Here is a 19,828-nt window from a genome sequence, read left to right as displayed (position 1 = left end):
CGCTGAGGACGAGGATGAGGAGAGTGCTTAGAGCGATCGTGAGACGTCCGCGTCACGTCGATCAGTAGACGTCATCATCCTTGGGCTTGGGAGCCGGAGCCGGCGGTTTGGGAGTCGGTGGCTTGGGCGCCGGAGCCTGGACGGTGGGAGTCGGCTTGGGTTCGGCCGATGGCTGTGCCTTCACTGCAGATGCCGTTGGCGCTGCGCTTGGTGCGGCCGCAGGCTCGGCACTTGCCGACACTGCGGGGGCGGTGGCGCTGGGAGCCGCTGTGGGCTCCACGGCTGCACTCGACGCAGGAACGACATTCTCCGTGGGCGCAGGCGTCGGTTCCGGCTTCGGGGCCGGCGGCGGGGTAGCCTCAGCCGGCTGCGTCGTTGCCGGAGCTGGTGGCGCGGGCGGAGCCTCGTCTTTCTGGGTGAAGTACAGAATGGCACCCACGATGGCCGCGGCGATCACCACGAAAGCGATGATCTTTCCGGAGCCTCCGCTCTCTTCCTCGTGTGCTGCCGCAAGTGCGGGCTTCGCCGCTGCAGCGCGTTCTTCGGTCCTCTGTTTGGCCGCGCCTGTACGCTTCGGTCGCTCATCGACCGTCTTCACCTCGTCACGGCTTGGCTTCTTCTCCGACGGCTTGTCGGTCCGCGCAGCCTCCTTGTCTGCCGACTTGGCAGCCTTGGGCTTGGGCTCAGAGACCGGTTCTTTCTTGTCGGCTTCGGCGACCTTGGCCGGGGCCGCCTCTGGCGCCTCTTCTTTGGGGGTATCCTTCGGCGCCGCTGCGGGCTCCTCCTTCGGAGCTGCCTCGATCTTGGTCTCGGCTTTCGCTTCTGCCGGCTCCTCTTTCTTGGGCTCCGGCGCGATGAGCGGCTCTTCCTTGGAGCCAAGATCTTCCAGCGATGCGCCGGCTTCCGCGAGCGCCTGCGCCAGGAGCTCCTTGGCCTGCTTCATCATCGTCCGCTCTTCGGTCGGCGGCATCTCCTTCTCGGGCTCGGTCTTGGGGAAGAACGAGCCACCCTCGTCCGACGTCGACTCGGACGTCGACATCGTGACGGCTTCCACCTTGCCCGATGCGCCGATGCTGCCGAGCCCGAGCATGGTCGAAGCACGCTTTGCCCCTGCCTTGGCAGGGGGAGCGTCAGATTTTCGCGCGGCCGTCGCCTGGTCAGCGCTCGACTTGTCCGCTTCGGCTTCGCCATCACCCGTCGGCGTGTTGCGCTGCTCGCCACCGCCGGCCTCGAAGGCTGCGCCCGCGTTCTGATTCTGCTCCACGATTCTGGAGATCAGAGCCTTCGACTTGTCGTCGATCTTGATGAATTTGACCCCCATGCCGGAGGGGAGAGACTCGTTTGCTTGCGCAGCCTCGCGCTTCCAGACCACCCGTCCTACGCCCGCGATGACTGCCTGCTCGTCCTGAAGGCGTATCTCGAACTTGAGCAGGGTTCCGGGCGGGAAAGGCGACGGCGTCTTGATGAAAATGCCGCCGCGGCTCACATCTTGCGCATGGTGTTCGATGAATTCGTCGACGGTTGCGCTCTTGTAGCGCACCGTCATCGACAGCACCTTCGCTCGCGGATCTTTGCGTGTGTCCTGGGCCATGAAGGTAGAACTCCGAGCTTCTCGACTCGCTCTCAACAGCAGCCCGCATGTTACCCAAGGATCGCGCTGAGACCCAAAGGGTAACGAGAGTCGCGTACGAATCCTCTCCAAACGCGGCAACCACGGCCCTTCGACAGGCTGGATGCGAGCGTCCGGTGACGCTGGAGCCTACCTGAACCCCGTTCCTGCCATGGTATGGTCGCCCCCCTGGAGGCTGCGCGTCCATTGGCTACCCGAGATCACTTTCGTGCTCACCCTCGTCGGCGTGTCGAGCTGACGGCGATGCTTCGGGATCGGCAGACTGCTGATGAGCAGACAGTGATCGTTCGTGATCTGGGACTGGGTGGAGCCTACGTGGAACTCGATCGGAGGCCCTCCCATGAGCCTGGGGCAGCGGCAGGCTGGCCTGACATCAACTCAGACCTTGGAGCGCTGCTGGAGCCAGAACTGGCAGTCACGATCGAGCTGACCGCCCCAACGCTCTGGGACCCCCTTCCGCTCCGTGGACGGGTCGCATGGGTACGGCGCGCCTCGTGGCGGACACGGGTCGGAGTGCGCTTCGATCACCACGACGCGGCCAATCTCCTGGCGCTCTATGATTTGTTGGGATCGTTCGCCTTCGAGGTGTGAACCACGCGGCAGGTGAGCTGAGAGGGGCCTCAGCCCCCCAGACCTTCTAGAAAGCGAACACTGGCCCGACGTTGGGAGCGATGACGAAGCCGAACGTCGGGAGCATGAGCATGAATTTGAGCTCTGCCGCGACGCCGAAGTTGTCCGTGATGCCGTAGATCGCTCCGCCGCCAAAGCCGATGAAGTTCAGGCCAGTGATCTGGTAGGCGTTCAAATCCCGTACCGCTCGGGTTCCCGCTGGGCAGGAGCCTTCGCCTCCTCCGCCGGCGAGGGACGACCCATCGGCACCGCGATAATCGCAGACGCTGACGTTCACCGAAGCGTTGACCTGGGCGAGACCGCCGCCCACGAAAGCGAAGGGGATCACTTTTTTCTTGGCGAGAGTCGCATTGCCGAACAGCGCACCGACTCGCAGCTCGGCATGGAGCGGCAGAAAGCCGTTCGCTTGAGCATGCGGATTCTGTATGGGGGCGGGCAACCCGGCGGCCTCCTCCCAGGCCCGCGGACCTTCGCTGGAGCTAGGGGAGCCACCGAAGGCGAAGCCCAGCCTCAGGCCCGCCGTGAGGGCGACGCTCGGCGTGATCTGGTAAATATGCCGGTCGTACGACAGGAGAACCCTGGCACCTGCAGCACCGAGGCCCCCCTGAATCCCGTTCGTTCCAGGGATGGCGGCAGGCTGGCCATAGAACTGCCCACCGTCCTGGTAGAAGCACACATAGGAGGGATCGTCGCCCGAGCAGACCCCCTGCTCCTTCCCGCTGATGAGGAGCAGATCGAGCTGCCCCCACAAGCCGGCGAGATTCTTTTTGCCCGTGCTCTTCTTGTCGGGAGTCGTCTCTGAGCCTTCTTCGCAGGTGCCATTGAGGCAAATCAAACCCGAAGAGCACTCCCGCGTTTCTTCGCAGCTCGAGCCCCAGGGCTTGTCGCCACGGGCCTCACCATCACCCTTACTGCCGGGGCAGCCTGGCAAACCTGGGGGACAATCCTCTTTGGCTGCGCACTTCTGAGGAGGCTTTTTGCCCGGAAGCGACGGCGCCTCGTCGATCTCGTTCTTGATTGGCACCTTGTAGGGCACCTTCAACGAGCCTGCAGTCCCGACGGGGTCTCCGGCTTCGTCTTTGGCGATGATGTAGTAACGGAGGTCGCCCGTGGTGGTGACGTCGTCGCAGGGGATTTCCACACCCCAGCCGTCGCCGACCTGCTGCATGTCGAGCGACTTCCACTTCTTCGAACCGAAGGGCTTGTACCGGATGCCCACCTTGGCGGCGCCGACCTCTTCGGGGATCTCGATGTAGACAGGAACGGGCGTATTGACGGCCTGCTCCGCGGTAGGCGTGTGGGAGATGTCTCCCTCTGGCTTCGAGCTGGACTGCCCGCCATCCCCCTGTCCGCTTGGTGCAGCGGGCGTCGACGCACTGCCACCTGCCTCTTTCTGCGCGTCCTTGTAGGCCTTGGCGAGTTCTGGGGTGGTGAGCGCATCGATGAGTGCGGCCTTGGGATCCGCCTTGAGTGCTGCGACGAACTCGCTCTTCGCTTCGTCGAGTCGCTCGGCTCCTCCGTAGACCGTGCCGAGGGCGATGTGCAGTTTGCCGAGCACCTTGTCCGTGCAACCGTCCTTGCCGCACCGCTTCAGCGCGTCTTTGATCTTCTTCTCGGCCTTGTCGAACTCGACGGCGAGGTAGTCCTCGTCCATCGCCTGGTCATGGAGCTTCATCGCCTCCGCGTCCTTTTCCCCAGCGGCGCCAGCAATGGCTGGGAGTCCGAGCAGGGCCAGGGAGGTGATGGTGAAAGCAAAACGCGCGCGGGACGAACGAAGGAACACGGGTCGGGACCTCCAGAGCGGGGGCACTGTGACGATCGAGATACTGGGGGGGCTTCGGGCGGGAACCGGGGAGCCGCCCGAGGAGCGGGGGCTCTGTTACGGCGAGCCCTCCGTGCGGACGAACTGTACTCGGCGGTTGAGAGCGCGATTCTGGTCCGATGTATTGGGAACGATGGGCTTCTCCATGCCGTAGCCCTTCGACGTGAGCCGGTTCGTATCGATTCCCTTGGCGACCAGATACTTCTTCACTGCGGCAGCGCGCCTGTCGGACAGACCCTTGTTGTACGCGGGGGCGCCCTTGTTGTCGGTGTGACCCTGGATTTCGAGCTTGATCTTCGGGTTCTGTTGCAGGACTTCGACGATCGCATCGAGGATCGGGAAGCTCTCGGAGCGGATCTTGTCCTTGTCGAACTCGAAGTGGATCTGCTGGGTGATCTTGATTTCCTTCTCGGTGACGATCACCAGGCTCGGCTTCTTCGGGCAGCCAGGCTTGTCGCCTCCCTGCACGCCAGGCTCGTTCGGGCACTGATCTTCGAGATCGGGCACCTTGTCCTGGTCGTTGTCCGGCTCGGGGCAACCGTCCGCATCTTCGTAGCCGTCAGGATCCTCGGGATCGTTGATGCAGCTCCGACCCGTCTCGTCCTTGTCGTTGGCGTCCAGAATGCCGTCGAGATCGTTGTCGATGTCGGGGCAGCCATCCTCATCGAGGTAGCCGTCCTTGTCTTCGGGCAGGAGAACGCATGCATCCTTCGAGTCGGGGATCCCGTCGCCATCCGTATCCGGATCATCCGGGCATCCGTCATCATCCTCGAAGCCGTTGAAGTTCTCTGGCTCGCATCGGCACTGCTCGGTCTCTTCTGGATCGAGGAACCCATCACCGTCGCAGTCTCCCGGCTTCGGCGGGGGAGGCGCCTCTTCTTCGATGAAGCCACGCTCTGCGCACTTCGCAGGAGGCGAGAGATCGTATGCCGCGTGCGCGTTGGCTTTCGCGATGCTCAGATGGTCGCTGGCTCGAGCGAAGAAGCCTTGATCGAGCTCCACCTCGGCGAACGAGAGATGCGATTTGGCCATCGCCAGCTCCCGAGGTGCACAGCGCAATGCACCGTTTCGCTCCGCCTGCTCAGCGATCTTCGCCAGGCCTTCAATCTCACCCCGCATCTGGGGCACCTGGGAGCAGCCGGACGCCACCACGGCGAGGGCGAGCGAAAGCTTGCCGAGCGCCATGCCTTTGCTTCGACGGCTCATCGGCCTGCGCCCTCGTGCGCCTGCTTGGAGAGAGTGATCGCTTTGTCGGCGTACTCGGAGGCAATGTCGGCGAAATCGATCGCGTCACCGTAGTCGGCCACCGCGGCTTCTTCCTTCGCCTTCCAGAGATGCTCTCGCGCGAAGTAATACTCGTAGGGCGCGTACTTCTCCGCTCCGAGCGCCTGGGCGGTTTCCAGCCGACTCTCGGCAGAACTCGCCGTGAAAGCGTAGATGGTGCCTCCGCATCCGCTGGTGAATGTCACCGCGAGCGCCAAGCCAACCGTCTTCCAAGTGCTGAACCGCCGCCCGTGCGTCTTCACGATCGCGTTCTTTCTGGAGCGGACCCCGGGAATCGACCTACAACAACGCCAGGGACGCTACCAACTGCTACGTTCAGCCGTCAACGGGCTGAAGAGGGCAAGGCAGCAGAGGGGAGGGGTCCGAGGAGAGAGGCGCGAACTCCGAGGGGGCCTCCGGGGGTGAGGAGGCGTGGGCAAGCCTCAGAGTCGCCGATAGATGCCGACCACCAGCCCGAGGAGCATCGTCGGCTTGAAATCACTGGCTCGTACCAAGATGGGGGCCATCGCGGCGTTGGCAGGCTGGAAGCGGATGTAGTCTTTTTCGGGGAAGTAGTACTTCACCGTCGCCTCATCCCCGATGAGCGCGACCACGATGTCCCCGCGCTGGGCTGTCGACTGCTTGCGGACGAAGATGTAGTCGCCGCTGAAGATACCGGCCTCGATCATCGAGTCCCCGGTCACACGCAGGCCGAACACCTCTCTCCCTCCCCGAATCAGCATCTTGTCGATGCGGACCGTGTCGAGGATGTGTTCCTCGGCGAGCAGGGGCAGGCCGGCAGCGATCCGGCCCACCACCGGGATCTCGACGATCTCCACTTCCTGGTCGTTGGCTGGAACTCCGTCCAGCCCGCCCTCTCCGTCGAGCGACTCGCCTCGCACGCTCGACGGCATGTCTCGGGGCCGAAGCGCCCTGGACTTCATGTCTTCGCGCGTCAGATAGCCTTTCCGCTCGAGCGCTCGCAGGTGATCGTTCACCCCATTCGTCGAACGAATCCCCATGTGCGCGCCGATCTCTCGCAACGTGGGCGGATATCCCCGCTCTGCGATCGACTGCCGGATGTAATGAAGAACCTGCTGCTGCCGATCGGTGAGCCCTTGCATCGATCGCCAACCCTACTGAACGGTTGGGTAGATGTCAAAAAAGTGTGAGCTGCCCTTGATCTGTGCGGAATTCGCTCGCTCCGCGATCCGAGCCGCCCTCAGGGAGCAGGCTCAAGAGCGATGACGGCAAATTTCAAGGGACTGCCGTGACACTAAGCGACTTTTCCAGAGGAAGGACGACTTCCCGCAGAGTGCTTGGGCTGGTCGAGCATGGTCCTCAGCTCCTCGGGATCGGCGGCTGCAGCGAGTGCATCCTCCAAGGAGACGAGACGGCGCTGAAACAGGGATGCGAGCGATTGGGCCATGGTCTGCATCCCGCTGCCGGCCTGACCCATCTGCATCTGGGAATACACTTGGTGCAGCTTGTCCTCGCGGATCAGATTCCTGATGGCGGCGTTGGGAATCATCACTTCCATGGACATGGCACGCCCGGGACCGCTTGCGCGCGGCAGCAGAAGCTGTGTCATCACCGCGACCAGCGTGAAGGAGAGCTGCTGTCGCACTTGCGACTGCTGGTGAGGCGGGAACACGTCGATGATGCGGTTGATCGACGAGATGGCGGAGTTCGTGTGGAGCGTGCCGAACACGAGATGACCTGTCTCGGCGATGGTCAATGCCGCTTCGATGGTCTCCAGATCGCGCAGCTCGCCGATGAGGACCACATCAGGGTCCTGACGCAGCGCATGACGTAGCGCTTCCCTGAACGAAATCGTATCCGACCCCAGTTCTCGCTGGTTGACGATCGAGAGCTTGTGCGGGTGCAGGTACTCGATCGGGTCTTCGATGGTGAGGATGTGCAGCCGCTGCTCGGCATTGATCTTGTCGATGATGCTCGCGAGCGTGGTGGTCTTGCCGCTGCCCGTCGGTCCGGTCACCAGCACCAATCCGCGAGGACGAGAGGCGATGTCCAGAACGACCTGCGGTAGACCGAGTTCCTCGAAGCTCAGTATCTTGAAGGGGATCTGACGAAACGCGCCGGCAACCGCGCCCCGTTGCACGAACAGGTTGGCGCGAAACCGCGCAAGGCCCTTCATTCCGAAGGAGAGATCCAGCTCGTTCTTCTGCTCGAAGATGGCGCGCTGTTCGTCGCTCAGGACCGAGTAGCAGAGCTGCTTGGTCTCGGGTGGGGTGAGCGGTGGCAACTTGAGCGGAACGATGGCGCCGTCGATGCGCAAGAGCGGCGGTGTGCCGCTGGTGATGTGCATGTCGCTCGCACCCTTGTCGACCATGGCGCGCAAGAGCTGCTGGAGCGAGTAACGCAGGCCATCCTGCGGTTGTTGGGTCGTCGTGCCGGGATCGTTGCTCATTGTCAGTCGCCCATGGTGACCCGGCCGACCTCCTCGGTGGTGGTCACGCCAGCGAGGATCTTCTCGATACCGCTCATGCGCAGGGTGAGCATCCCGCTCTTGATCGCACCCGCCTTCAGCTCTGCCGTCGAGGCGCCCTGAAGCACCATCTCCTTGAGGTGATCGCTGAAGCGCATTACCTCATAGAGAGCGACGCGGCCCCTGTAGCCGCTACCGTTGCAGTTCTTGCATCCAGTGCCCTTCATGAGCTGGGCTCGAGAGAGCTGCTCCTCGGTGAAGCCGAAGTCGAGCAACGCGCTGTGGTCCACGTTGAACGGGGCTTTGCACTCGCTACAGATGCGGCGCGCGAGCCGTTGCGCGAGGACGAGGTTCACGCTGGCGGTGATCAGAAACGGCTCCACGCCCATGTTGAGCAGGCGGGAGATCGTCGCGGGGGCGTCATTCGTGTGCAAGGTCGACAGCACGAGGTGACCTGTGAGGGCCGCCTTGACGGCGATCTCTGCCGTCTCGAAGTCGCGGATCTCGCCGACCATGATGATGTCCGGATCTTGCCGCAGAAATGATCGCAAGCTCATCGCGAAGTTGAGCCCGATCTCGTCGTGCATCTGCACCTGGTTGATGCCCGGGAGGTTGTACTCGACCGGATCCTCCGCCGTGCTGATGTTCACCCCGACCTTGTTGAGGTCGCTCAACGCAGAGTACAGGGTGGTGGTCTTGCCGCTGCCCGTCGGACCCGTGACGAGCACCATCCCCCACGGCTGACCGATGGCCCACTGGAAGTCTGCCAGCGGCTTCGGATCGAAGCCGAGCTTGGCCATGTCGAGCTGCAAGTTCGACTTGTCCAGGAGGCGCATGACGATCTTCTCGCCCCAGATCGTCGGCAGCACGGAGACGCGGAAGTCCATCTCCCGCCCCTTGCCCATCTTGAGCTTGATGCGGCCGTCTTGCGGGAGCCTGCGCTCGGCAATGTCGAGGGAGCTCATGATCTTCAGGCGGCTCGCGATGGCCGCCTTGAGCTTCATGGGGGGCTGCATCTCCTCCATGAGCACACCATCCACCCGGTATCGCACCCGCAGCGCCTTCTCATAAGGCTCGATGTGGATGTCGCTCGCGCCCTTCTTGATGGCGTTGAGGAGAATGGCGTTGACGAGGCGCACGACCGGCGCGCCCTCGGCAGCGCGTTCGAGCTCGAGGATGTTCTCCTCATCTTGCTCGACCGTGTAGCCGACCTCCTCCTCTCCGAACTCGCTGAGCACCTCGTCGTAGGAGGGGCCGATGTTGTACGAGCGCTCGATGGCTTCCGTGATCCCCTGCTCGGATGCCACCACGGGCTCCACATTGAAGCCTGTGAGAAACTTGATGTCGTCGATGGCGTGCAGGTTCGTCGGATCGGCCATCGCCACGACCAGCGACGAGCCACTCTTGGAGATCGGGATGATCTTGTGCTTTTCGCACACCTCGCGTGACACCAGCTTGGTCACGTCGGGGTCGATCTCGTACTCGGCGAGGTCGACGGCGGGGACACGGTACTGGGCCGAAAGGAAGTTGGTGATTTCCCCGTCAGAGATGTACCCGAGCTTGGCGAGAGCGTAGCCGAGATTCTTCCCGGACTTTCGCTGCTCTTCTTGAGCCTGGCGGAGCTGCTGAAGACTGATGAGCTTTTCGCGGACGAGAAGCTCTCCAAGGCGGTTGGTAGACATCGATCACGAGCATCCTGCGGGCGCCCCCTGGGAGAGTCAACGAGGAGTCTTTAGCGGCGTTGGGAAACGTGCTGGTTCAGGGGTAGCATCTGACGCACGTGCGATTCTTCGATCGGTTCGGCTGGGGTCGGGAAGACGGGCGGCGCAAGGCCGCTGCGAAGGAGCTTGCTGGGGATCTCGCGGCGGCTGTGGACCTCTACCTGGAGGCAGACCTCCCTGACGAAGCCGCGCGGGTGTTGCTTCTGCGCGCTGACGCAGAGCCAACACCCGAACGACGCATCGCTTTCTGCGCAGCGGCTGCGCGCATCGCTCAGAGTGACACGCTCCTGACGAGCGCTCGGCGACGCAAGGCGCTTCTTGGCTACGATGTGCTCGTCTCCCGCGGCGCCTCTGTCATGCGAAGCGAGGTTCTCACTGTCGCCCGGGAGCTCGAGGACGCCGGAGAGATGGAGCGCGCGGCCGAGGCCTATGCAATGGCAGGCGATCAGGAGGCCGAAGCTCGAGCCCTCACCGCTGCCGGCGCGATCGACAAACTGGAAGAACGACTCCGGGTGTCTCTCTCCGAAGCTCGATCTCAGCGAGACCGAGGGGCGGTGCTCGCGCGCATCGGAGACTTCGATCGGGTGGCCGAGCGACGAGCGGCGCTCGAGGAAGCCGGACGATGGCTTGCCACGAACCAGGATGAACAGGTCGCCGATGCTGCGCGTTCCATCCATGCACGACTCCTGACGGGACCGGTGGTGGATCTCGACATCGGGGGAACGAGCAGACGGTACGCGCTCGGGGACGAGCTGACGATCGGACGTGGAGACGCGACGATCGTCATCCCCTCGCGTGCGATCAGCCGTGTTCACGTGCGTCTGCGGCGTAACCCTCGGGGAGATGTCGAGCTCGAAGATCTGGGCACTCGCAACGGTACGACGCTGGCGGGAGCGCGCCTCTCCGGTCCGCTGATCATTCATGGCGAGGTCCGCCTCGTCCTCGGGGGAGAGGTCCCGTGTCGGATTCTTCCCCTCGAACACGATGTTTGCGAGCTGGAGCTGGCTGGTACGTCTCTCATTGCTCCTCTAGGAGAACTCTCCGTGGGACCCTGGAAACTCCGCTACGAACGCGCCGAGCCCACCTCCTTTGTGGTGTTGCGGACGCCGCCAGGTGCTCCCCCAGCCTTCATGGGGGCCTATCACCTCGCCGCTGAAGTGGAGCTCTGTCGAGGTGACACGGTGGGCTTGGCACGCGACGGTGAGCCCATCGTTCGCGTCCTCGCAGGGACCGCTACCGCGAACTTCGGATCAGGACAGGCTCGTTTCCAGTGAGTGTGTGGCGACGGCTTCGGAAGCTATTCGGAACGGAGCCGAGCCTCGTTGATGAGGGAGCGGAGCCGGGAGGTCGTGATGAGGATGCGACCGACCTGCGAGCATTCTCCGTGCCTTCTCCGCCTCGGTCCTTGAGCGAGGCTTCCGTGACGACGCGTCCCTCGGCTGCCGGTGGCGCTCTGGATCACCCCGACGGCAGTGATGTCGGCCTCCGTGCCTCTCCAGGTGACGACGAACTGGCTTTGCTGCGCCGTCTGGGCTCGCCCCGAGGGCCTTCGACCGAGGAGGCAATCGGCATCCTGCGACGCCTGCGAGGAACCCTGCGTGAGACCGATGCCATCGCGATGGTTCTCGTGGCCCTGACCGAGCGACCGATTGCAGACGACGTGCGCATTGCCTGCGCTGACATCCTCGCCACCCGCGGTGATGAGCTGGGCGCATTGCGACTCCTCGAGGGGGGGAACGCTTCGAAATCCGTGGCGCCCGTGACCTCCACGGCGGGGCTCATCCTTCTGGCGGATCTACATGCTGGCCAAGGACAACTCCCCCGCGCGCTGGGGGCCATCGAACGTGTGCTCGCCCGTGAGATCGATGCTCCCGGCGCTCTCGAGCGCCATCAACGCTGGCGCTCCGCGCTCGGGGTTCCGCAGCGCATGGCACCACGTTCCGATGAGGCGACGATCCTGGCGCCAGCGACACAGAACAGCCCGTTCCGCATCCTGCGCGAGGTGGCGCGCGGAGGAGCAGGCGTCGTCTACGAAGCAGAAGACGAATTCCTGGGCAGGAGGATCGCCTTCAAGGTCTACCACAACCACACGAGTGAGCGTCTGCAGCTGGAGCGCGAAGCCCGCATCGCTGCAGCCATCTCGGGGCCGGGCGTCATACGCGTGCTCGACCTCGCGCCGAGTGAAGGTTGGATTGCGCTGGAGTGGATCGCTCGTGGGTCCATTCGCGATGTTCTGCGCAGCGGAGACGCACGGCTCCTCATACCCGTCGAGCCGTGGGCGCGCGCTCTGGCACGCGCCTTGGAACGAGTGCACGCGTGTGGCTACGTTCACGCAGACGTCAAACCTGCCAACGTTCTGCTCCGACAGCTCTCCGAGCCGGTGCTGAGCGATTTCGGGATCGCGTCTCGGCGAGGCGAATCCTACGAAGGCGGCAGCCCGGGCTACATGTCACCCGAGCGCCTGGCCGGACGTCTCGCAGAGCCGAGAGACGACATCTATGGTTACGGCCGCGTCATCGAGGACGTTCTCACCCGGGTTGACGCGGCCCTGGCGAACTCCGGACAGTCAGCCAGCGATGTGGGGCTGGAAGCCTGGAGGACGCTTTCACTCCGCTGCTTGGGGCCGGATGACGAGCGCCCGAGGAACGGGGCCGAGCTGGTCGAAGCGCTACCGTGACCTACTCGACGTCCTTGCAGGCCGTGACGCAGGCTGTGTAGTTGTTGTCGGCTGGATTCGGCAGGTAGCGGAAGAAATCGTAGATATCCTGGCAACGCGCCTCGATGGTGCACTCTGCCGCGCACTCGATGGCCGCACTGCACTCAGGCTCGCTGCCCTGGTAGCTGTTCCCGTCGTTCCCCAGACACTCGGCGATCCTGGCCGAGGCCTCCTCGCACGTGTTCCCGCATCCAAGAAGTGGGAGAGCGGCCACCATGATGACCACCGGCGCTGCCTTCAGAGGCCACACGACTGCTGAGAACCTGCGATCCAAAGCCGAACCTTCGTAATCCGAGGGCTATCGGCCCGTCAAGGGCAACGGAACCTCCCTTCGTCGTCACCCGCTTGCTGGTCGACCCTGATAGATTCCTGTCGACCATGACGACATGCCGGCTCCAGGGGGCCGCCTGATGCGCCTCGCGATCGTCGCCACGCCCGCTCTGTTGCCCGACCAAAGGCCTGCTCCGGGTGCTCTCGATGGAGATCTCATCCGGGCGCGCCTCCCCCTGTCGGACACAGGCTTTCGCGTCATCGATCTCGATCCGTCACGCGATCTCGCTGAACAACTCGATCAGCTCTTCGACGACCTCGCCGCGAGCGGAGCGCTTGGAAGCGAAGGATCGTCTCCTCCTCTCGTCTTGTTTTATGCCTCGACTTCGGTCGCGCTGTCGACCGAGGGAGAACTCTTCCTCTGCGTCGATCCCGCGAACCCTGGCGTCGGGGACGCGCTTGCGGACATCGCCGCGGTCTTCACCGAGCGCGTCCGCGGTCGCGTGCTGTTCCTGATCGAGTGCCATCATGCTCCGGCGGCTGGCGATCCTTTCGTATCGACGGCGGTGGTGGACGCAGCCAAACAGGCCGTGACAGCGCACCACCCTTCCATTTCTTTGCTCGTCGCCGCGCATGCCCTCGACGCCGCACAGGCCGACATGCCATCCGCCTTCACGCGCGCCTTCGTGGAGGAGCTGGACAACGGCGATCCCGACCTTGGCCTGACGGCTGGCGCCATCTACGCGCGGATCCAGGAGAGCGGTCGGCTGACCGGGATCGTCCCTGGAACGGCCTGGGCTCGTGGAAATGGAGCCTTTCCGGTCCTCGGAGCGGGACTCGATCTCGCCGCGCTGGATGAGGACGAGGACGTGCGCGGCTCGACGCGAGCATCTGGCTCGACCGAAGCCCCTGCCTCGATCGAGGAGCTTGGCTCGATGGAAGCGCCTGGCTCGATCGAGGTATCTGGCTCGACTGACGCGCGGGAGGAGCCCTCGCCTGCTGCGCGGATGCCATCGTCGGCTCCACCTCCCCCTCGCTCGGTACGTGCCCCCGATCCCTCGCGGATCTCGGTTCTCCTCGACGAGGATCCCGTCGCTCTCGAGGCACTGCCCCCCTCCGTGCGCGCCCCCGATCCCTCGCGGATCTCGGTCCTCCTCGACGATGAACCCGTCGCCGCGGAGCCGGCGCCTCCGATTCCGCCGCCCAGAGACTCCGCAGCCTCGGTGCAGAGCTACCCGCCACCGAGACGAAGCCACCCACCTTCGCAGACACCTCCGCCGCCCCTGCGCAGCTACCCCCCCATCCGAAGCTACCCGCCAGGGCGGAGCTATCCCCCACCTGCGGGGGGCGTGAGCAAGTCTCAGGTCTTCGGGAGTGCCGGTGAGAGCGGCCCCCCGCCCGGGTGGAGTGCGCCGCCGGTCGCTTCTCCGTATGGTCCAGCGGAGGATTACCTGAGCGAAGCGGAGCGCCTCGCTGGAGAGAACGATCTCGACGGCGCCCTCACCGAGTACAAGAAAGCCCTCGCGGTGCTCGGCCTCGGCCAGAAGCGTGAGCGTGCCGATGTGCACGTGCGCATCGCCTCGTTGAGATGGCAGCAGGAGCGCCCCCGAGAGGCGGTTGCGGCCTTCGAGAAGGCCCTCCAGATCGTCCCCGAGTACCGACCTGCGCTCGAGGCGCTGATCACCCTCAACGTTGAACAGGCCGACTGGCGTGGCCTCCAGGCGGCCGAGGAGCGCCTCCTCACCTCCATCGAGGGGGACGACGAGCGCTTCCAGCTGCTCACCCGCTTCGCCCAGCGCTGGCAAGACCTCGCTGGGGATGAAGAGCGGGCGCGCTGCGCTTACGAAAACGCGCGCGCGCTGCGCCCCGACGACCTGGAAGTGCTCCGCGCCTTGAGGCGCCTCTATGAATCGGCTCGGGCCGACAAGGAGACCATCGCGGTTCGCCAGCGCATCGCCGAGGCCACCCAGGAGCCATCGGAAAAGGCCCGCGAGTATTTCGAGCTGGGCAAGGTCCTCCTGGAGGAGCGAGGAGACGAAGAGCGCGGCATTCGCATGCTGGAGCTGGCGCTGGAGAGTGATCCCAGCCTGCTCGAACCCCTCGCGCTGATGGCGAGGCTGTTCGCCGAACGCCAGGAGTGGGGACAGCTCGAACTCGCCTACCGTCAGATGCTGGGCCGCATCGCGCGCATCCCTTCGCGTTCGGTGCGCGCCGAGGTCCACTGGGAGCTGAGCCGACGCCTGGGGCTGCTCTACCGAGATCACCTCGAGGATCCCACCTCCGCCCTCGCAGCCTTCGAGGGCGCACTCGAGGCCAAGCCGCACGACCTACCCACCTTGTACGTCGCCGCAGAAATGGCCCGGGCTGCGGCTCGTCCCGATCGCGCGGCGGAGCACCTCGCAGCGGCGGCCGTGCAGGACCCGGCAGATGCCGGCCTCTACCATCAGCTCTTCGAGCTCTACCAGAAGCTCCGACGCCCCGACCAAGCATGGGCCGCAGCGAGCGTGACAACCGATCTCGGCGTGGCCGAGACACGCGAGCGTTTCATCTTCGAGGAGCACCGACCCGACGGCATCCCTCGCTTCACCAGCGCCCTCCGTCAGACCTCATGGCCTCTGCTCTGCGCAGCGGACAGAGATCACGAAGTCGAAGCCGTCTTGACGGTGATCGCCGACGCGGCCATCGAAGCAAAGATCGCTCAGCGAACCGAGAGTGGCACCCTCACGCAGCTCGACTCCAGGGCCCGCCAGGACCTCCAGCTCAGCACGGTCAGCGCGGTCCGCAGCTTCGCCTGGGCCAGCCACCTGCTCGGCATCGACCCACCGGCAATCTACCTCCGTGAAGACGCTTCCCTCGCACTCGTCGCAGCCATCGCCGATCACCCGGCTGTGATCGCTGGCGCAGGCGTCCTGCGTGGTCGCACCATGACCGAGCTGGCCTTCTTCATCGGGAGCCACCTCGCCTACCACGTCGGCCCGCACCGCCTCCTCCTGTACTACTCCTCCGTCGACGAGCTCGCCGCATGCTTCCTTGCAGCGGTCCGCCTCGTGCGCCCCTCTCTCTCCGTTCCCCTTGCGCTGGAGCCGCTGGTGCGTGAGACGGCACCCGGCCTCGAGGCGCGCCTTGACGAGCAGGCGCGCGAGCAGCTCTCCGTCGCCGTTCGAGCTTTCGAAGAAGCCGGCGCGCACACCGACCTCGTCCACTGGGCGGGCGCCGTCGAGCGCTGTGCGGCGCGTGTCGGCTATCTCCTCTCAGGCGATCTGCATGTGGCCGTGCGGCTCATCCACGACGAACCCACCGGGCTGCTCCCCTCGGAAGAGAAGATCGGCGACCTCTACGGCTTCACCGTCTCGAATGCCTTCCACCAGCTCCGTTCGGAGCTGGGTATCGCCATCCAGCCTTGAACTCATCCCGACCGGCGAGCCTTCGCGCCCAGCATCACCATCCGGCGGGATGACACCTCCGCGTGACCGCGATGCTCGAGATGAGGGCGCGGCGCCCGAGATGAGCGCAACAGCCTCATCACGGGCGCTCGCCAGGCCTGCTCAGTCTTTTCCTTGCAGATAGCCGATGTAGGCATCCGGGCTCGGTGGGCGACCGAGGAACCGCTGGATCATCTCTCGCTCGTCCACGCCGCCGCCGCGTGACAGCACCTCGTCGCGCCAGGCCTTCGCCGTCACCGGGTTGAGCAGGCCCTCCTTGCGGAAGCGCGTCAGCACGTCCCGAGACAGGCTGAGCGCCCACTGGTAGCCGTAGTAGCCGGCGTCGTAGCCGATCAGGTGACCGAAGCTCGACTGGAAGTGCGTCCCCTTCACGTAATCGAATGAGTCCGTGGAGCGCTGCACCTGCTCCACGATCTTCGTCGAATCGCCCACGGGGACCCGGCTATGAAGCTCCTGATCCAGCAGCGCCAGGAACAGCTGCCGCTGCGTCCCGAGGGCCCGCCCGAAGGCCCGTGATCGCGTCATCGCCTGGAACATCGCGTCCGGGATCTTCTCTCCCGTCTTGTGGTGTCGCGCGAAGATGTCCAGCACCTCCCTGGACCAGGCCCACTCCTCGAACATCTGACTCGGCGCTTCGACGAAGTCCCGGACCGCCGCCGTCCCCGAGAACGCCGCCAGCTCCGACTGCGTGAGCAGGTGATGGAGCACGTGGCCGAACTCGTGAAAGAACGTCACCACGTCTTCGTGCGACATCAGCGCGGGCGCCGTGTCCCCCGTCGCCTGCGCTGCTGGCTTCGGGAAGTTGCACTCCAGCGCTGCCACGGGGGATTGCCACGTCCCATCGTCGAGCCGCTTCGCGGTCCTCACGGTGAACATCGCGGCGTGCTTGTACTTGTCGGGGCGAGAGTAGAGATCCAGGTAGAACTTCCCGATGAGCTTATCGCTCGCGGCGTCGCGCACCTCGTAGGCGTCCACGTCGGCGTGCCACGCCTTCGCCGGTACCTGGCGGTAGGCGAGCCCATACATCTTGGCCGTGATGTCGAGCAGCCCCTTCTTCACGGCGCGGATGTCCAGATAGGCGGAGAGTGCCTGCGAGTCGAACGAGTAGGCCTCCTTGCGGACCTGATCTTCGAGGAAGTACCGCTCGGAGGGGGCGAGCTTGTCCGTCTTCCTTCCGCCGAGCTTCACGTGCTTCTTCATCAGCTCGGCCATCTCGGCAGCCGCCGGCTCCTTGAGCGCATCGCGCACCTTGCCCAGGAACTCGCGCACGGCCTCGCTGCTCTTCGCCATGCGGGGCTCGATGGCGTAGTCCGCCCAGTTCTTGTACCCGAGCAGCTTCGCCTTCTCGCCGCGCAGCGAAAGCAGCTTTTCGAGCAGCTTGACGTTCTGGTCTCCCCCCTTGTTCGTGAACAGCTTCCACAGCTCCAGCGCCGCCTTGCGATCTCTGGAGTAGGTCACGAATGGAAAGAAGTCGGGGTAATCGGTGGTGATATCGATCTTTCCATTGGCCTTGGGTACGTGTTTGTCGACGTACTCCTTGGGCAGCCCCTCGAGGGCTTTCGGCGATACCTCGATGGTGGCGACAGCGGAGGCGAGGTTCGACATGAACTCTTGCCCGATCTTCGTGATCTCTGCATTGAGTTCACGCAGCCGCTGCTGCTTGTCCGCAGGTAGATCGAGGCCATTGCGTCGAAAATCGCGCAGCACGTCCGACAGCAGACGCGCTCGCTCCCCTTCGAGCTTCTCCCCCTTCTGTGCGTAAGCCTTGATCCCTGCCGCGAGGTCGCCGTCGAGCCACATGGCCGTGGTCAGCTCGTCACTCTTTGGCTCGCACTGTTTGGCCGCCTCGCGGACGGCCGCATCGGGGTGTGCCACCCCCATCAGGTACGGGAACTCGCCTGCGTTGTTGATCTCCAGCAGAGCGCTGTCGAACCGGCCGATCGTGTTGGCCCAGGTCAACTCCGTCGAGGGCTTCCCGCGTAGCGCCTTGATGGTGTCCAGGTGCTTGCGTGCAAGCTGGAGGTGGTCATCGCAGAGGGATCGAACACCCTCCGGCGTCATTCCGATGGCTACCGGGTCGTGCTCGGACTTCTCGTCGGGCGCTCCGACCTCCCCTTGCGTGCCGCCCGCGGGAGTCGCGGACGGCTCGTGGCCCTGCGAGAGGGGCGTCGCCGCCTCAGGAGGCGCCCCCGAGCCGCACGCGGCCAGGAACAGAGAGAGGAGGACTGGGAGGGAGGGGGAGGTGGAAGCCCGGCAGCGCCGCATGGGGCGGGGCTATAGCATGCTCTGATGAGCCGTGCGTGCCGGGCGGTCGAATCAGTTCTGCACGGGGGAGAGGTGGACACCGCAACGATAGAACCGGCTCAGCACCGTGCCATCACCCACGTCTGCGGAGACCCGGACGAGCAGCTTGCCTGCCGCGACCGTCGCCGGGAGAGCCTGATTGCTGATCAGCAGGTCCGTGTCTGCGGCTTCGGTGCGGGTGTAGCTGGCACCGAGGCCGGCGCCATTGCCGTTGAGCACCTCGACCTTCAGACCGCGGACTCCGGAGCCCAGTCGCTGCGCGCCGCAGGCCACGCTCAGCCGCCAGCCGTTGTCGATGCCTTCCTGAGGCACCGCGATGGAGAAGTAATCCACGTCCTGGGGATTCCCGTCGTCGAGCGTCCCGTCGACGAAGAAGCTCTGGCCACCCGACCTGTTGGCGACCCCGGTCAGCTCTTCCGGCGTGAGCGGCGCGTTGTTGTCGGCTTCCTTCGTCTCGACGGGGTTGGAGCCGCCGCGCACGTGGTTGATGAAGTAGAAGTCGTTCGAGCCCGCCGGGCTTCCGGGGTGCTTCACGTAAAGGAAGTACTCGACGCCGGGATCCAGAGGCGGCGAGAGCTCGCCACCGAGCGACGCATCGATCTGCGCGATGACATCGCCATTGGAGTTCACGATGGTGAACTCTCCGATCGGGGTCGTGGAGCCGTTCTCGGTGGGCCCGTGCGGGTACACCTCGAAGGAGCCCGTCAGACGACCCTCCGTGATCGGAGGATCCGCGGGCAGGCTGAACGAGTACACGTCGACATCCATGTCGTCGGAGAACGTGCCGTAGACCTGGGTGATGTAGTAGGCGTCCCCGCTGTCGGTGAGCGCATACTCCAGCGGATTCGCCGTCGCCGTGTCATTGTTCGGCTCGGTATCCTGGACGACGCTCTCCAGCGACGGATCCATCTCCGTCACGAGCAGCCGATACTCGAAGTTGATGATCTCGCTCGTCGGGGAGCACGCCGGCGTGGCCCCATTCAGGCTGAACCACGCATTGCATTCGGTGACGCGGATGTAATAGACCCCGTCGTCGGGAAGAATGGTCATCAGGTGCGGATCGTTGGTATTTCGCACCAGCGGATCGTCGTTTTCCGCAATCTGCTCCTGATTGGCGTTGAACAGGGTGATGACCAGATCCGGGTACGCTGGATCGAATGGATCACCGGGAAGCGAGGGCTTGGCAGCGGTCAGGATCGAGATGGCCTGACCCTTCGTGCCGTTGAACCTGTAGTAGTCCACATCGCTGTCGACCGGATCCAGCTCGGCCGTGACGACATCGCCATCGATAGCGATTTCCTGGGCCTCTTCGAACGAATTGTTGTTGTCGGAGGAGCCGCCCGTGCCGCCCGCGCCGCCGGTATTGGTCCCGGCGCCACTCCCGCCAGTTCCACCGCCGGCGCCGCCGTTTCCGCCAGTGTTATCGTCCCCACCGTCGCTGCATCCGGGAGCGACTGCTGCGATCAACCCTGCCGTCAGCAAACCCAAGAAGAACGTCGACCTCATGGCGCCTCCACTCATTCGTTTCAGATCCTTCCCGCGGCGTGGAACCGTAGGAAGGCTCACCAAGGATGTCCTGG

At 64.6% G+C, this 19,828-nt stretch carries 14 protein-coding genes; 4 read left to right on the top strand and 10 right to left on the bottom strand.

The genetic code is table 11. The features are described from left to right. Positions 1-61: 61 nt before the first annotated feature. Positions 62-1,702 (bottom strand): TIGR02266 family protein, encoded by a 1,641-nt coding sequence (locus tag CMC5_RS29035; RefSeq protein WP_245677809.1) that lies wholly within the window; start codon positions 1,700-1,702, stop codon positions 62-64. An 84-nt stretch (positions 1,703-1,786) separates the two neighbouring features. Here CMC5_RS29035 and CMC5_RS29030 point away from each other — a divergent pair, with 84 nt between their 5' ends. Further along, complete coding sequence (locus CMC5_RS29030) at positions 1,787-2,221, top strand: PilZ domain-containing protein (protein WP_281180740.1); 435 nt, start codon at positions 1,787-1,789, stop codon at positions 2,219-2,221. Between the two features lie 46 nt (positions 2,222-2,267). On the opposite strand, the gene CMC5_RS29025 is transcribed toward CMC5_RS29030, so the two are convergent. The 6 genes from CMC5_RS29025 to pilB all read right to left on the bottom strand — a co-directional run bounded on the left by CMC5_RS29025 (position 2,268) and on the right by pilB (position 9,476). Then, positions 2,268-3,935 carry a hypothetical protein gene (locus CMC5_RS29025; RefSeq protein WP_245677807.1) on the bottom strand — a complete coding sequence of 556 codons (1,668 nt, stop codon included), beginning with the start codon at positions 3,933-3,935 and terminating at the stop codon, positions 2,268-2,270. Between the two features lie 204 nt (positions 3,936-4,139). Beyond that, a complete protein-coding gene (locus tag CMC5_RS29020; protein ID WP_050433440.1) occupies positions 4,140-5,288 on the bottom strand; it encodes an OmpA family protein in 1,149 nt (382 codons plus the stop codon). Continuing rightward, complete coding sequence (locus CMC5_RS29015; RefSeq protein WP_245677806.1) at positions 5,285-5,551, bottom strand: DUF4398 domain-containing protein; 267 nt, start codon at positions 5,549-5,551, stop codon at positions 5,285-5,287. Before CMC5_RS29015 ends, CMC5_RS29020 begins: the two co-directional genes overlap by 4 nt. Before the next feature lie 237 nt (positions 5,552-5,788). Next, positions 5,789-6,469 carry a transcriptional repressor LexA gene (lexA, locus tag CMC5_RS29010; protein WP_050433438.1) on the bottom strand — a complete coding sequence of 227 codons (681 nt, stop codon included), beginning with the start codon at positions 6,467-6,469 and terminating at the stop codon, positions 5,789-5,791. A gap of 152 nt (positions 6,470-6,621) precedes the next feature. Then, positions 6,622-7,776, bottom strand: a complete 1,155-nt coding sequence (locus tag CMC5_RS29005) for a type IV pilus twitching motility protein PilT (RefSeq protein WP_050433437.1) — start codon at positions 7,774-7,776, stop codon at positions 6,622-6,624. Between the two features lie 2 nt (positions 7,777-7,778). Further along, positions 7,779-9,476: a type IV-A pilus assembly ATPase PilB gene (gene pilB, locus CMC5_RS29000; RefSeq protein ID WP_050433436.1), complete on the bottom strand. Its 1,698-nt coding sequence runs from the start codon at positions 9,474-9,476 to the stop codon at positions 7,779-7,781. A 395-nt stretch (positions 9,477-9,871) separates the two neighbouring features. On the opposite strand from pilB, the gene CMC5_RS28995 reads away from it, so the two are divergent. Both CMC5_RS28995 and CMC5_RS28990 read left to right on the top strand, forming a co-directional pair. Then, entirely contained in the window at positions 9,872-10,789 is a 918-nt protein-coding gene (locus CMC5_RS28995; RefSeq protein ID WP_342673970.1) for an FHA domain-containing protein, read from the top strand. A gap of 146 nt (positions 10,790-10,935) precedes the next feature. Beyond that, entirely contained in the window at positions 10,936-12,192 is a 1,257-nt protein-coding gene (locus CMC5_RS28990) for a serine/threonine-protein kinase (protein ID WP_050433434.1), read from the top strand. Between the two features lies 1 nt (position 12,193). Here CMC5_RS28990 and CMC5_RS28985 read toward each other — a convergent pair whose 3' ends face one another. After that, on the bottom strand, positions 12,194-12,481 hold the full coding sequence (locus CMC5_RS28985) for a hypothetical protein (protein ID WP_050433433.1): 288 nt from the start codon (positions 12,479-12,481) through the stop codon (positions 12,194-12,196). Between the two features lie 160 nt (positions 12,482-12,641). Here CMC5_RS28985 and CMC5_RS28980 point away from each other — a divergent pair, with 160 nt between their 5' ends. Then, entirely contained in the window at positions 12,642-15,905 is a 3,264-nt protein-coding gene (locus CMC5_RS28980; RefSeq protein ID WP_050433432.1) for a tetratricopeptide repeat protein, read from the top strand. A gap of 141 nt (positions 15,906-16,046) precedes the next feature. Here CMC5_RS28980 and CMC5_RS28975 read toward each other — a convergent pair whose 3' ends face one another. Continuing rightward, positions 16,047-18,209, bottom strand: a complete 2,163-nt coding sequence (locus CMC5_RS28975) for a M3 family metallopeptidase (protein ID WP_050433431.1) — start codon at positions 18,207-18,209, stop codon at positions 16,047-16,049. A 51-nt stretch (positions 18,210-18,260) separates the two neighbouring features. Further along, entirely contained in the window at positions 18,261-19,754 is a 1,494-nt protein-coding gene (locus CMC5_RS28970; protein ID WP_050433430.1) for a PPC domain-containing protein, read from the bottom strand. Between the last annotated feature and the right edge of the window lie 74 nt (positions 19,755-19,828).

The organism is Chondromyces crocatus (assembly GCF_001189295.1).
GTDB lineage: Bacteria > Myxococcota_A > Polyangia > Polyangiales > Polyangiaceae > Chondromyces > Chondromyces crocatus.
The sequence above is the reverse complement of the archived record's forward strand: the minus strand, read 5'-3'. Positions and strand labels throughout refer to the sequence as shown.

Excerpts from the sequence above, each read along its gene's own strand:
- CMC5_RS28980 (WP_050433432.1), top strand. The coding sequence starts at position 12,642 with ATGCGCCTCGCGATCGTCGCCACGCCCGCTCTGTTGCCCGACCAAAGG.
- CMC5_RS29025 (WP_245677807.1), bottom strand. The coding sequence starts at position 3,935 with ATGAAGCTCCATGACCAGGCGATGGACGAGGACTACCTCGCCGTCGAG.
- CMC5_RS28995 (WP_342673970.1), top strand. The coding sequence starts at position 9,872 with ATGCGAAGCGAGGTTCTCACTGTCGCCCGGGAGCTCGAGGACGCCGGA.
- pilB (WP_050433436.1), bottom strand. The coding sequence starts at position 9,476 with ATGTCTACCAACCGCCTTGGAGAGCTTCTCGTCCGCGAAAAGCTCATC.
- CMC5_RS29005 (WP_050433437.1), bottom strand. The coding sequence starts at position 7,776 with ATGAGCAACGATCCCGGCACGACGACCCAACAACCGCAGGATGGCCTG.
- CMC5_RS28970 (WP_050433430.1), bottom strand. The coding sequence starts at position 19,754 with ATGAGGTCGACGTTCTTCTTGGGTTTGCTGACGGCAGGGTTGATCGCA.
- lexA (WP_050433438.1), bottom strand. The coding sequence starts at position 6,469 with ATGCAAGGGCTCACCGATCGGCAGCAGCAGGTTCTTCATTACATCCGG.
- CMC5_RS29020 (WP_050433440.1), bottom strand. The coding sequence starts at position 5,288 with ATGAGCCGTCGAAGCAAAGGCATGGCGCTCGGCAAGCTTTCGCTCGCC.
- CMC5_RS29030 (WP_281180740.1), top strand. The coding sequence starts at position 1,787 with ATGGTCGCCCCCCTGGAGGCTGCGCGTCCATTGGCTACCCGAGATCAC.
- CMC5_RS28975 (WP_050433431.1), bottom strand. The coding sequence starts at position 18,209 with ATGCGGCGCTGCCGGGCTTCCACCTCCCCCTCCCTCCCAGTCCTCCTC.